The sequence below is a fragment of the Stenotrophomonas hibiscicola ATCC 19867 genome (genome assembly GCF_000382065.1).
GTDB classification, from domain to species: Bacteria; Pseudomonadota; Gammaproteobacteria; order Xanthomonadales; family Xanthomonadaceae; genus Stenotrophomonas; species Stenotrophomonas hibiscicola.
Window position 1 is genome coordinate 110,231 of sequence record NZ_KB907505.1, and the last position, 12,773, is coordinate 123,003.

Sequence of the window (12,773 nt, forward strand, 5' to 3'; positions counted from 1 at the left end):
CACTTTACGTTCGCCGGGCATTGCCCGGCGCTACCGCATCGCGGCCTCAGCGCGACTGCACGAAGCCGGCGTACAGCGCGAACAGTTGCTGGAAGTACCGCCGCGTCACTCGATTGCGCATGACACCCTCGCCCGTGGAAAGTTGGTCGGGCCCAGGGTGGGAAGGCCGGTCCGGTCCCTTCCCACGGCCGGGCCGCGTGGGCGTATTGGGCCGCAGCGGCGTTGCAGGGAAATGACCGCCGGACTGCAATTCATCGGGTAGCGCCGGGCCATGCCCGGCGAGCGCGCAGCGCGGCGCTTCTCGCATTCCGCCGGGCATGGCCCGGCGCTACCCGATCCGGTTTCCGCTGGGCGGAAACGAAACGCGCCCCGAAGGGCGCGTTTCTGCAGATCGCAGCGGAACGAAGGCTTACGCCTTCTTTTCCGCTTCGATCTGTTTGCGGATCTGCGCATCGACCGCCGCAATGGCGGTCATGTTCAGGATCCGGCGCGAGGTCGCGCTGGTGGTCAGGATGTGCACCGGCTTGTTCACGCCCATCAGGATCGGGCCGATCGCCACGCCGTCGGTGAACACACGCACCAGGTTGTAGGCGATGTTGGCCGCTTCCAGGTTCGGCAGCACGAACAGATTGGCGCGGCCCTGCAGGGTCGAGCCCGGCAGCAGCTTCTGGCGCAGCGCTTCATCCCATGCGGTGTCGCCCTGCATTTCGCCATCCACGTTCAGGCGCGGGTTGCGCTTGAGCAGCAGCTCGCGCACCTGGCGCATCTTCAGTGCATCCTTCGAATCGTGGCTGCCGAAGTTGGAGTGCGACAGCAGCGCCACCTTCGGCTCGATGCCGAACAGTTTCATGCGGTACGCCGCCTGCAGGGTTGCTTCGCACAGCTGCTCGGCGGTTGGGTCTTCCTGCACGTGGGTATCGACGAAGAAGAACACGCCCTGCTGGTTGATCACGCCGGTCATCGCCGAGGTCGAGGTGACCTTCGGCTCCAGCGGCAGCACGCTGCGCACGTAGCCCAGCTTCTTGTGGAAGCGGCCGACGATGCCGGTCAGCATCGCATCGGCTTCGCCACGGGCCACCATCACCGCTGCGATCAGGGTCGGGCGCGAACGCATCAGGTTCTTCGCCGCGGCCACGGTCACGCCACGGCGGCCGGTCAGGCCGTGGTAGTACTGCCAGTATTCGTTGAAGCGCGGGTCGTCGTTGATGTTGGTGACTTCAACGTTCTCGCCGATCTTCAGGCGCAGGCCGAGGCGCTCGATGCGCGACTCGATCACTTCCGGGCGGCCGATCAGGATCGGATGCGCCAGGCCGTCATCGACCACGTTCTGCACCGCCTGCAGCACCACTTCCTCTTCGCCCTCGGCGTACACCACGCGCTGCTTGTCGCTGCGCGCGCGGTCGTAGACCGGCTTCATCATCAGGCTGGTGCGGTAGACGAACTGGGCCAGCTTGTCGCGGTAGGCGCCCATGTCGTCGATCGGGCGCGAAGCCACGCCCGAGTCCATCGCGGCCTGGGCCACGGCGGCCGACAGCTCCACCAGCAGGCGGCGGTCGAACGGGCGCGGGATCAGGTATTCACGGCCGAAGCTCGGGGTCTCACCGCCGTAGGCCGAGCCCATGTCGGTGGCCGCACGGCGCGCCAGCGCGGCGATGGCGCGCACGCAGGCGATCTTCATTTCTTCGTTGATCGCGGTCGCGCCCACGTCCAGCGCACCGCGGAACAGGTACGGGAAGCACAGCACGTTGTTGACCTGGTTCGGATAGTCCGAACGGCCGGTGCCGATGATCGCGTCCGGACGCGCAGCGCGCGCCACCTCCGGCATGATTTCCGGGGTCGGGTTGGCCAGCGCGAAGATCACCGGATCCGGCGCCATGGTCTTGACCATCTCGGCGGTCAGGATGCCCGGTGCCGACAGGCCCAGGAAGATGTCCGCGCCGTCGACGATCTCGGCCAGGGTGCGCTTGTCGGTGTCGCGCGCATAGCGCTGCTTTTCCGGGTCCAGGTCGGTACGGCCGGTATGGATCACGCCCTCGCGGTCGAAGGCCAGGATGTTCTCCGGCTTCAGGCCCAGCTGCACCAGCATGTTCACGCAGGAAATGCCGGCTGCGCCCATGCCCGTGGTCGCCAGCTTCACTTCCTCGATCTTCTTGCCGGTGATCGCCATGGCGTTGAGCACGGCCGCGCCGACGATGATCGCCGTGCCGTGCTGGTCGTCATGGAAGACCGGAATCTTCATGCGCTCGCGGAGCTTGCGCTCGACCACGAAGCACTCCGGCGCCTTGATGTCTTCCAGGTTGATGCCGCCGAAGGTCGGCTCCAGCGAGGCGATGATGTCGACCAGCTTGTCCGGGTCGGTTTCATCCACTTCGATGTCGAACACATCGATGCCGGCGAACTTCTGGAACAGCACGCCCTTGCCTTCCATCACCGGCTTGCCGGCCAGCGCGCCGATGTTGCCCAGGCCCAGCACCGCGGTGCCGTTGGAGATCACCGCCACCAGGTTGCCGCGGGCGGTCAGCTCGCTGGCCTGCTGCGGGTCGGCCTTGATCGCTTCACAGGCATACGCCACGCCCGGCGAATACGCCAGCGACAGGTCGCGCTGCGTCAGCATGGGCTTGGTAGCGGAAACCTTGATCTTTCCCGGGGGGGACATCCGGTGGTAATCGAGGGCGGCCTGTTTGAAATCTTCGTTGGACATCGATGTGGGTTACATGAATGGGCAGAAGGGACAGGGGATCATACCCCCGTTGGAGCGTCTGGACCTGTCGCTATCCTGTCGCAGCCATGCTGCGACCGCACAATTCTGTGCCGTATGCGGGGGGGCCCCAGACCAGCATCGGCGTTGCCCATGACAGTCATGGGACGCCTTGAAACGCCGCGGGGCCGTACCACTGTCGTGGCCGGCCCCGCGGTACCACACACCTGGATCAGCCCTTGGCCGGCAGCGCCTCGGGCAGCGCATCGACCGGCGGCGGCAGTTCGCTCTCGCGGCCGTCCAGCGCCAGCTGCAGGCGGTTGCGGTCCAGCGCGCCTTCCCAGCGCGAGACCACCACGGTGGCCACTGCATTGCCGATGAAATTGGTCAGCGAGCGGCATTCGCTCATGAAGCGGTCCACGCCCAGGATCAGCGCCATGCCGGCCACCGGCACCTCCGGAACCACGGCCAGGGTGGCGGCCAGGGTGATGAAACCGGCGCCGGTGACACCGGCCGCGCCCTTGGAGCTGAGCATCGCGACCAGCAGCAGGGCGATCTGGTGTCCCAGGGTCAGTTCGGTGTTGGTGGCCTGGGCGATGAACAGTGCCGCCAGGGTCATGTAGATGTTGGTGCCGTCCAGGTTGAACGAGTAGCCGGTCGGGACCACCAGGCCCACCACCGACTTGCTGCAGCCGGCGCGTTCCATCTTCTCCATCAGCGACGGCAGCGCCGACTCCGACGAAGAGGTGCCCAGCACCAGCAGCAGCTCGGCCTTCAGGTAGCGCGCCAGCTTGAACACCGAGAAGCCACACAGTCGGCAGACCAGGCCCAGGATCACCGCCACGAACAGGAAGGCGGTGAGGTAGAACGAGCCCACCAGCCAGGCCAGGTTGATCAGTGAGCCGACGCCATACTTGCCGATGGTGAAGGCGATCGCGCCGAAGGCACCGATCGGGGCGGCCTTCATCAGGATGTGCACCAGCTTGAACACCGGGGCGACCAGCGCCTCCAGGAAGTTCACGATCGGCCTGCCTTTCTCGCCCACCGAGGCCAGCGCGATGCCGAACAGCACCGCGATGAACAACACCTGCAGGATGTTGCCATCGACGAAGGCGCTCACCAGCGTCTTCGGGATGATGTCCATCAGGAAGCCGACCAGGGTCAGGTCATGCGACTTTTCGACGTAGCTGTGCACCGCGGTCTGGTCCAGCTCGGCCGGGTTGATGTTCATGCCGGCGCCGGGCTGCACCACGTGCGCCACGATCATGCCGACGATCAGCGCCAGCGTGGAGAAGAACAGGAAGTACGCCATCGCCTTGGCAAACACCCGGCCCACCGTGCGCAGGTGGGTCATGCCGGCGATGCCGGTGACGATGGTCAGGAAGATCACCGGTGCGATGATCATCTTCACCAGGTTGATGAAGGCATCGCCCAGCGGCTTCATCTTTTCGCCCACCAACGGTTCGTAGTGGCCGAGGATGGCGCCGAGGACGATCGCCACGATCACCTGGAAGTACAACTGGCGATAGATCGGCAACGGCTTTGCAGGCGCCGGGACTGCGGTCGGGATGTGCATGGCGGACTCCGGAAGGGGCGTTTTCAGGCACGTACGGCCCCGGGACTGCACGGGAACCGCTACCGTGGAAACTGATCGCCCTGTGCTGCACGCGCAGGAGGTGCGACCAATGGACGCCTTTGTACGCGCTGGGCACGTCGGCGCAGATAACCTATTGGTACTAGCCCCCCGGTTCAGGTGGCGCAGGTGCCTACACTGGCGCCACACCGCCCAGACACGGGAAGGCCGGTGGCCCGGGCTGAACGGCCGGGCGCGTCCTTGCGAAAGTTTCGGCCCCTGCGGCCGTTGTTGTCCTGTCCACACGCAATCCGAGAGAGCCGCACCCAACATGCGCCCGAATCCCACCTTGCTGGCCCTGTCGCTGGCCGCCCTTCCCGCCTTCGCCTCGGCCGCCGATTTCGACAACTGGCCGACCAAGTACGCCTTCGGCGACGGCACCGAACTGGCCGCTACCGCCAACATCGCCTACGACTACAACGATTTCTCCTCGGGCAGTGGCCTGGAGGATGACGACGCGGTGCGTCGCAAGGAGTTCGGTGCGACGCTGAAGAAGAAGGGCGTTTACGACGCGATGGTCTACTACGACTTCCAGTCCGATACTTGGCTGGACGTGTTCGTGCGCTTTGAAAGCAAGGCCTTCTTCGGCCGCGACATCGGCCGCTTCCGCTTCGGCTACATGAAGACCCCGGTCGGCCTGGACGCGAACACCTCTTCGCGCGCCGGCAGCTTCCTGGAAACCGCGCTGCCCGTGCAGGCCTTCTACGCCGGCCGCCGCACCGGCGTGGAATGGGTGCTGGAGCGCCCGCAGTACCTGCTGCAGGCCGGCGCCTATGGCGGCAAGGACCTGCAGGGTGACAACCCCGGCACCACCCAGGCCGTGCGTGCGGTGTGGACCCCGGTGAAGGCGCCGGGTGACGTGATTCACCTGGGCCTGGCCTATTCGCAGGAGAATCCGCGCGGCTACAGCGATGGCCGTGACGTGCACCACGAGGCCAGCGCGCGCCTGCGTGCACGCCCGGAAGCCGGCCTGACCGACATCCGCTATGTCGATTCCGGCGCGCTGGTCACCGCCGACCAGATCCGCCGCACCGGCCTGGAAGGCATCTGGATCCGCGGTCCGTTCTCGCTGCAGGCCGAAGCCCTGCGTGCCACGGTCACCCGCCATGACGGCAAGCCCGACTACACCGGCAGCGGCCAGTACGCGATGGCCAGCTGGGTGCTGACCGGCGAGTCGCGCCCGTACAACGCAGGTGCCGTGGCCAACATCAAGCCGGCGCACGACTACGGCGCGGTGGAACTGGTGGCCCGTTACAGCCGCTTGGACCTCGACGATGGCAACATCCTTGGTGGCCGCCAGCACGACCTGACCCTGGGCGCGAACTGGTACCTGACCAGCCACTTCAAGTTCCAGGCCAACTATGTGAAGGTCGACGCCAGCCGTCGCGGTGTGCACAGCACGCCGGAGATCTTCGAACTGCGCGCGCAGATGCACTTCTGACCCCTTCCACGTCAGACCCCGGCGGGCGTGCACGTCACGCCCGCCGGCCCTGCGTAGACTGCCGCCATGTACCGGCTCAGCCGCCACCGGATGCTGTTGCTGACCCTCCTGGTGATGGTCGGTGGCACCGTGCTGTGTGCGGTCACCGCCGGCCACTACGCCTGGCGGCGCGCCCTCGGCGAGGAAAGCAGCCAGGTGCAACGCCAGCTGCAGCTGTACGGCCAGGGCCTGCAGCAGCGCATCGACCGCTTCGGCACGTTGCCGCAGGTACTGGCGCTGGATCCGGATCTGCTGCACGCCCTGCGTGTGCCGCCCTCGCCCACCGAACAGCAGCGGCTGAACCTCAAGCTGCAACGCGCCAATGAAGTCACCCGTGCCTCGACCCTGACCCTGGTCGGCCACGACGGCGTGGCAGTGGCGGCCAGCAACTGGGACCAGCCGACCAGCAACGTCGGCGAGAACTACAGCTACCGCCCCTACTACCGGCAGGCACTGGCGCAGGGCCGCGGCCGCTTCTACGGCATCGGCATGACCACCGGCGTACCCGGCTACTACCTGTCGCAGGCCATCGAGGAAGGTGGCAAGCGGCTCGGCGTGGTGGTGATCAAGGTCGAGCTGTCGGCGCTGGAACAGGAATGGTTGAGCAGCCCGGACGTGGTGCTGGCCAGCGACGACCATGACGTGGTGTTCCTGGCCAACCGTGACAGCTGGCGCTACCGCCTGCTGCGTCCGCTGGGCGCCGATGAGCGCCGCGAAATGCTGGACGCCCGCCAATACGCCGACCGCGCGTTGCAACCGTTGCGCGCGCGTACTGAAGACGTGCTTGCCGATGGTGGCCGCATGGTGCGCCTGCTCGATCCCGTACTGCCGCAGCCGATGCTGTGGCAAAGCCTGCAGCTGCCCGCCGAAGGCTGGAACCTGCATCTGCTGCACGACGCCAGCGCCGCCACCGCCGCCGGACGCGCGGCCGCACTCACCGGCGGTGCCGCGTGGCTGGCGCTGGGCTTCCTGGTGCTGTTCGTGCAGCAGCGCCGACGCCTGGCCAAGCATTGCCTGCGCAGCCGCCGCGAACTGGAAACCCTGCTCAAGCAGCACGCACAGGAACTGCGCACCGCACAGGATGGCCTGCTGCAGGCGGCCACCGACGCCGACAGCGGACTCAGCCGCAGCCTCGAACACCTGCCGCAGGGCGTGGTGGTGATCGACCGCGAACTGCGCCTGGTCGCGTGGAATTCGCGCTATCTGGAACTGTTCCGGTTCCCGGCAGACCTGGTCCGCGTGGGCCGGCCGATCGAGGAACTGTTCCGCTTCAACGCACGCCGTGGCCTGCTCGGTCCGGGCCCCGTCGATGAAGCAATCGAGCGTCGCCTGAACCACCTGCGCAGCGGCCGCCCGCACATGCGCGAGAGCGAGAAGGACGACGGCACGGTGCTGGAGATCCGTGGCAATCCGCTGCCTGACGGCGGCTTCGTCACCAGCTATGCCGACATCACCAGCTACAAGAACGCCGCGCGCGAACTGCGCTCCCTGGCCGATGCGCTGGAACACCGCATCGCCGAACGCACCCGCGACCTGGACGAAGCACGCCGCGAAGCCGAGCAGGCCAACCGCTACAAGACCCGCTTCGTCGCCTCGGCCGTGCACGACCTGCTGCAGCCACTCAACGCTGCACGCATGTTCGTCTCGGTGCTGCGCGGCAAACTGAGCGACCCGGCGCAGCAGCAGACCAGCGACCACATCGACGCTGCGCTGGCCGCGCAGGACGCGATTCTCAACAGCCTGCTGGATATCGCGCGGCTGGAATCGGGCAGCCTGCCCACGCGCGTGCAGGCGTTCCGGCTCGGGCCGCTGCTGCAGACGCTGGCGCGCGAGTTCGGCATCGCCGCACAGTCACGCGGGCTGGTGGTCGACTGGGTCGATACCGATGCGGTGGTGGTCAGCGATGAAGCCCTGCTGCGCCGCATCCTGCAGAACTTCCTGTCCAACGCGCTGCGCTACAGCGAACGCGGCCGCGTGCTGCTGGGTTGCCGCCGCCGCGAAGGCCTGCTGTGGATCGAAGTGCACGACCAGGGCCCGGGTATTCCGGATGCGCTGCAGGGCGAGATCTTCGAGGAGTTCCGCCGCCTTCACGACGGCCAGCAGCGCGGCGCTGGCCTTGGCCTGGCGATCGTCGATCGCATCGGTCGTCTGCTCGGCCATCCGATCCGCCTGCGCTCGCAGCTGGGCCAGGGCAGCGTGTTCGCGGTGGGCGTACCGTTCGGCGACGCCAGTGCGATTCCTGCTACGGCACCTGCGCCGGTGCTGGTGCAGGAACCGGCCGCGGACAATCCGCTGCGCGGGCGCCGGGTGTGGGTGATCGATGATGATCCGCACGTCTGCGCCGCCAGCCGCGCGCTGCTGGAACGCTGGGGCTGCGAGGTGATGCTGGCCGATGGCCCGCAGGCCGCGTTGCAGCTGGCAGCGACAGGCGCGGTACCGGAGCTGGTGCTGCTGGATGTGCGCATGGGCGATCACCATGGCCCGGTGCTGTACGAGACATTGGCAGAGCTGTGGCAGGCCCGTCCGCCGGTGGTGCTGGTCACCGCCGAGCGCGATGCGGGATTGCGTGAGATGGCTGCCGAACGCGGTTGGGGAATGATGGCCAAGCCGGTGAAGCCGCCGGCGCTGCGGGCGCTGATGAGTCAGTTGCTGATCCGGCATCGCGGGTAGTTTCCAGCCAACGGCGCAGCCCCTCGTGGGTGGTCGCGCAAAGCAGTTCATCGGTGGGGCCGGGTAGATGGGCTGCACAGGGGGCGCTGCAAGTACGTCCCTGTAAGCTCGGTCGCCGCATCCATGCGGCTCACGCCCCTGTGCAGCCCATCTACCCGGCCACGGACACGTTCCGTGCGCGTCCACCCTCGGAGAAGAAAAAAGATCAAAAGCGGGTCGCGCTGCGCTTGCTCGTGTAGAGCCGAGCCCATGCTCGGCTGCTTTCCGGCCGGTCCGCGAAGCCGAGCGTGGGCTCGGCTCTACAAAAGGCGGCCTGACAGCCTGCTTTTGCTTTTGATCTTTTTTCTTCTCCGTGGGTGGCAGGCCACCGAAATCTGTCAGAGGCCGGTCGCAGCTTCTGCTTTCAGCGACCAACCCAAACCCACCCACGAGGGGCTGCGCCGTTGGCCGGAAACTACAACCCGATGCCGGCGTCGCCCTCAGGCTCCAGCGCCTTCACCAGTACCGCTGCCTGTGTGCGGCTGTGGCATTCGAGCTTCTTCAGGATCGCAGTGACATGTACCTTCACCGTGTTCTCGGCCAACCCCAGCGTGTAGGCGATCTGCTTGTTGAGCAGGCCATCGGCCAGGCACAGCAGCACACGGAACTGCTGCGGGGTCAGCTGCGCCAGGCGGCTGGCCAGCAGTGCATCGGCCTCCGAACGCTCGGCGGCCATCGCCGGGAACCACAGGCCACCATCGAGCACCGCCTGCACGGCCTCGCCGATGGTCTCGGCCGGGGCCGACTTCGGGATGAACCCGGCCGCGCCGAACTGCTGGGCACGGCGGATCACCCGCGGATGGTCGTTGGACGAGAGGATCACCACCGGGATGTCCGGATGCGAGCCACGCACGTGCAGCAGCGCGGAAAAACCGTGCGCGCCTGGCATGGTCAGGTCGAGCAGCACCAGGTCCACATCCGGGTGTGCGTCGAGTGCTTCGGCCAATGCCTCGGCGCTGGCGACCTCGCGCACCTGCGCCAGCGGCAGGCTCTGCCGCAATGACTGCACCACCGCCGAACGCAGCAGCGGGTGGTCATCGGCGATCAGGATGGTGTATTCGCTCATGCGGCCATTGTACGGGCAGGCCGGAGCCTCAGCGCCCTGCCGGCTCCACGCTGCTGCGCCAGGCATCGAGGAACTGGCGACGCTTGAGCGCGTCCAGGTACACCAGCACGCCCGGGCCGAGCTGGATCGGGCGGCGGCTGCGGCCCGGCGCATCATCGCCGCGCGCGTTGCCGGTCACGATCGGCATCAGCCGTGCCTCGCGCGACAGCACCTGCTGGCCGCGTGGCGACAGCAGGTAGTCGAGGAAGCGCCGGGCTTCTTCCGGGTGTGGGCCGGTGCGCGGGATGACTGCGGTGCGCAGCACCACCAGCGTGTAGTCCTCGGGCTCGATGATGGCCAGTGGCGCGCCCGCATCGACACGTGCCTGCGCGTAGGAGCCGAGCACGTTGTAGACCAGCGACAGCTGGCCACTGGCCACCTGGTCCAGCAGCACGCCGGTGCGCTCCTCGCGCACCACGTCGTTGTCGCCCAGCGCGCCCAGCAGCGCGCCGGCAATGCTGCCGCGCTGCGCGTCCTGGGTCGCCAACAGGTAGCCGACGCTGCTGCGCTCGATGTCATAGGTGCCGACCCTGCCGCGCAGGGGTGCACCTTCAGCGCGCAGCCGGTCCAGCAGCTGCCGACGCGTGTGCGGCACCTTCGCGGCCGGCAGCATGCGGGTGTTGTAGACCATCACCACCGGCTCGTAGCTGATACCGAACGCCTCGTTGCGCCACTGTGCCCAGGCCGGCAGTGCGGCGGTCTGCGCCGAACGGTGTGGCAGCGCGTGGCCATCGTTGACCAGCTTGGTCTGCAGATCCATGCCGCTGGAGATCAGCAGGTCCGGCGATGCCGGTCCGGCGCGGTCGTGCAGGTAACGCGCGTACAGGTCCTGGGTGATGATGTCCTCGTACACCACCTCGGTGCCGGGATGCAGGCGCTGGTAATCGGCGATCACCACCGCGAACACTTCGATGTCGGTGGTGCCGTGAATGCGCAGCTGCGCAGTGGCCTTTGCCTGGGCCGGGAAACGGCGTACGTCGCCGGGCGCGGCCAGTACCGGCAGGGCCAGCAGCAAGGCAACGGCAGCAGCGAACAGGCGGATCATGGACTGCTCCGTGGCAGGCGGATGGTGGCGATCAGCCCGCCCTGCGGGCGGTTGCTGAGGTCGATGCGGCCGCCATGGCTGTCGACCACGCGCTTGACGATGGCAAGGCCCAGCCCGGCGCCGCCGGACGGCGCGCCTTCGCCACGGGCGAAGCGCTCGAACACGCGTTCGGCATCAGCGGGTGCGATGCCTGCGCCATGGTCGGCAATGGTCAGCACCGCCTGACCGCCTTCCACGGTCAGCGCGATCTGCAACGGGCCCTCGCCGCCGTACTTCAGTGCGTTGTCGACCAGGTTCTTGATCGCCTCGCGCAGCAGCAGCGCGTCGCCGTGCACCTGCACCGGCTCGGCGGTCATCGCAAGTTGCACGCGCGGTGCCGGGCCGGCCTGCGGCAGGGCTTCATGCAGGGCCTGGTGCACGGTCTCGGCCAGGTCCACCGCCGCAAAGCGCTGCAGGTGCGAGCGATGGATCACGCTGGCATCGCTGAGCAGCTGGTTCAGCAACCGGCTCATGTGGGTGGCATTGCGCTCGATCGCCTGCAGGCTGCGCCGCATGTCTTCGGGGTCGTCGCCGTCCAGCGCAAGCTGTGCCTGCGCGCGCAGGGCAGCCAACGGCGTGCGCATCTGGTGCGCGGCCTCGGCCATGAATGCGCGCAGTGTCTCGTTGCTGCTGGACAGGCGCTCCATGAAGCGGTTCAACGCCGCCACCATCTGGTCCATCTCGCGCGGCACGCGCGCGTCGAGGGGCTTCAGGTCGGACGGTTCGCGGCGCGACAGCTCGCGTTCCACCCGCACCAGTGGGCGGAACGCGCGGTGCACGCCAAACGCCACCAGCGCCAGCAGCAGGCCGGACAGCACGCCGATCGCCAGCAGTGCGCGATTGACCATGTCCTGCGCGACGGCTTCGCGCGCACGCCGGGTCTGGCCCACCTGCACCTGCACCTCGCCCTGCGCCGAGGCCGCGGCGAAACTGCGGCCGACCACCACGAAGCGCACGGTCTCGCCGCTGTACGCCGCATCAAACAGTTGCGGCTGCGTGCCCGGACGGCGCGGCGGCGACGGCAGATCGCCATAACCTGTGATCAGGTTGCCGCGGCTGTCGGCCACCCGATAGAACACGCGGTCTTCCGGGGCCATCGCCAGGAGGTCCAGCGCCGCATAGGGAAGATCGACCTGCCACTGGCCGTCGACCAGCGCCACCGAATCGGCGATGGACAGCGCCGAAGACACCAGCAGGTGATCGTAGGAACGGTTTGCCGCACGCTGGCCATAGTCGCGCGCGGCGAACAGGAGGGCCACCGCGAACACCGCCAGCAGCAAGCCGAGGTAGAGCAGCAGCGTGCGCCGCAACGAACCTGGCGCCGCGTTCGCAGCGCGTGCGTCAGCCATCGGCGTCGGCGCTGCCATCGCTGGCTTCCAGCAGGTAGCCGACACCGCGCACCGTGGTGATGCGCAGCGGTGCGCCCGCCAGCTTCTTTCTCAGGCGGCCAACATACAACTCGATGGCATTCGGGCCCGCTTCGTCATCGAAACCGAACAGGCCGTTGCCGATCTCGTCCTTGCCGACCACCTGACCGAGGCGCCCGACCAGGATTTCCAGCAGGCGGTACTCGCGATTGGGCAGTTCGATCGGCTCCCCGTCGAGGCTGACCCGGTGCGCAGCGTTGTCGAACTGGAAGCCGCCAATCTGCACCACTTCGCTGGCCTGCCCACGCGCGCGCCGCAGCAGTACGCGGCAGCGTGCTTCGAACTCGCGGAAGTCAAAGGGCTTGCCCAGGTAGTCGTCGGCGCCCACATCCAGCGCCTGCACGCGATCCTCGATGCCATCGCGCGCGGTCAGCATCAGCACCGGCGTGCTGTCACCGCGCTCGCGCATGCCGGCCAGCACGCGCAGGCCGTCCAGCTTGGGCAGGCCGATATCCAGCACCACCAGGTCGAAGCTCTGGTAGCGCAGCACGCTGGCAGCGGCCAGGCCGTCGGCCTGCCAGTCCACGGCATGGCCACTGCGACGCATGCGACGGATGATCGCATCGGCCAGATCCGGGTTGTCTTCGACCAGCAGCAGGCGCATGGGCACGACGGTGGGAGGGGAAGCGAATGCTAC

8 protein-coding genes are annotated in these 12,773 nt (G+C 67.6%); 2 read left to right on the top strand and 6 right to left on the bottom strand.

Annotated elements, in window-relative coordinates; all coding sequences use genetic code 11:
- Positions 1–409 precede the first annotated feature (409 nt).
- Complete coding sequence (locus G370_RS0119335) at positions 410–2,701, bottom strand: NADP-dependent malic enzyme (protein ID WP_019662061.1); 2,292 nt, start codon at positions 2,699–2,701, stop codon at positions 410–412.
- A 229-nt stretch (positions 2,702–2,930) separates the two neighbouring features.
- Positions 2,931–4,274 (bottom strand): dicarboxylate/amino acid:cation symporter, encoded by a 1,344-nt coding sequence (locus G370_RS0119340; protein WP_019662062.1) that lies wholly within the window; start codon positions 4,272–4,274, stop codon positions 2,931–2,933.
- Between the two features lie 328 nt (positions 4,275–4,602).
- Here G370_RS0119340 and G370_RS0119345 point away from each other — a divergent pair, with 328 nt between their 5' ends.
- Positions 4,603–5,772, top strand: coding sequence for an OprO/OprP family phosphate-selective porin (locus G370_RS0119345; RefSeq protein ID WP_019662063.1), 1,170 nt, complete (start codon positions 4,603–4,605; stop codon positions 5,770–5,772).
- A gap of 66 nt (positions 5,773–5,838) precedes the next feature.
- On the top strand, positions 5,839–8,481 hold the full coding sequence (locus G370_RS0119350; RefSeq protein WP_019662064.1) for a hybrid sensor histidine kinase/response regulator: 2,643 nt from the start codon (positions 5,839–5,841) through the stop codon (positions 8,479–8,481).
- A 454-nt stretch (positions 8,482–8,935) separates the two neighbouring features.
- On the opposite strand, the gene G370_RS0119355 is transcribed toward G370_RS0119350, so the two are convergent.
- From G370_RS0119355 to G370_RS0119370, 4 genes are read right to left on the bottom strand one after another with little or no spacing between them, the layout of a single operon-like run.
- Positions 8,936–9,586, bottom strand: coding sequence for a response regulator (locus G370_RS0119355; RefSeq protein WP_005414428.1), 651 nt, complete (start codon positions 9,584–9,586; stop codon positions 8,936–8,938).
- A 28-nt stretch (positions 9,587–9,614) separates the two neighbouring features.
- Positions 9,615–10,670, bottom strand: coding sequence for an ABC transporter substrate-binding protein (locus G370_RS0119360; protein WP_019662065.1), 1,056 nt, complete (start codon positions 10,668–10,670; stop codon positions 9,615–9,617).
- Positions 10,667–12,058: a sensor histidine kinase gene (locus G370_RS0119365; protein WP_026347273.1), complete on the bottom strand. Its 1,392-nt coding sequence runs from the start codon at positions 12,056–12,058 to the stop codon at positions 10,667–10,669. The genes G370_RS0119360 and G370_RS0119365 overlap by 4 nt, the downstream gene beginning before the upstream one ends.
- Positions 12,051–12,740: a response regulator transcription factor gene (locus G370_RS0119370; RefSeq protein ID WP_019662067.1), complete on the bottom strand. Its 690-nt coding sequence runs from the start codon at positions 12,738–12,740 to the stop codon at positions 12,051–12,053. The genes G370_RS0119365 and G370_RS0119370 overlap by 8 nt, the downstream gene beginning before the upstream one ends.
- Positions 12,741–12,773 lie beyond the last annotated feature (33 nt).

What these genes read in the sequence shown, in the direction of transcription:
- G370_RS0119335 (WP_019662061.1), bottom strand. Translation starts at nt 2,701, where the DNA reads ATGTCCAACGAAGATTTCAAACAGGCCGCCCTCGATTACCACCGGATG.
- G370_RS0119370 (WP_019662067.1), bottom strand. Translation starts at nt 12,740, where the DNA reads ATGCGCCTGCTGCTGGTCGAAGACAACCCGGATCTGGCCGATGCGATC.
- G370_RS0119340 (WP_019662062.1), bottom strand. Translation starts at nt 4,274, where the DNA reads ATGCACATCCCGACCGCAGTCCCGGCGCCTGCAAAGCCGTTGCCGATC.
- G370_RS0119355 (WP_005414428.1), bottom strand. Translation starts at nt 9,586, where the DNA reads ATGAGCGAATACACCATCCTGATCGCCGATGACCACCCGCTGCTGCGT.
- G370_RS0119350 (WP_019662064.1), top strand. Translation starts at nt 5,839, where the DNA reads ATGTACCGGCTCAGCCGCCACCGGATGCTGTTGCTGACCCTCCTGGTG.
- G370_RS0119345 (WP_019662063.1), top strand. Translation starts at nt 4,603, where the DNA reads ATGCGCCCGAATCCCACCTTGCTGGCCCTGTCGCTGGCCGCCCTTCCC.
- G370_RS0119360 (WP_019662065.1), bottom strand. Translation starts at nt 10,670, where the DNA reads ATGATCCGCCTGTTCGCTGCTGCCGTTGCCTTGCTGCTGGCCCTGCCG.
- G370_RS0119365 (WP_026347273.1), bottom strand. Translation starts at nt 12,058, where the DNA reads ATGGCTGACGCACGCGCTGCGAACGCGGCGCCAGGTTCGTTGCGGCGC.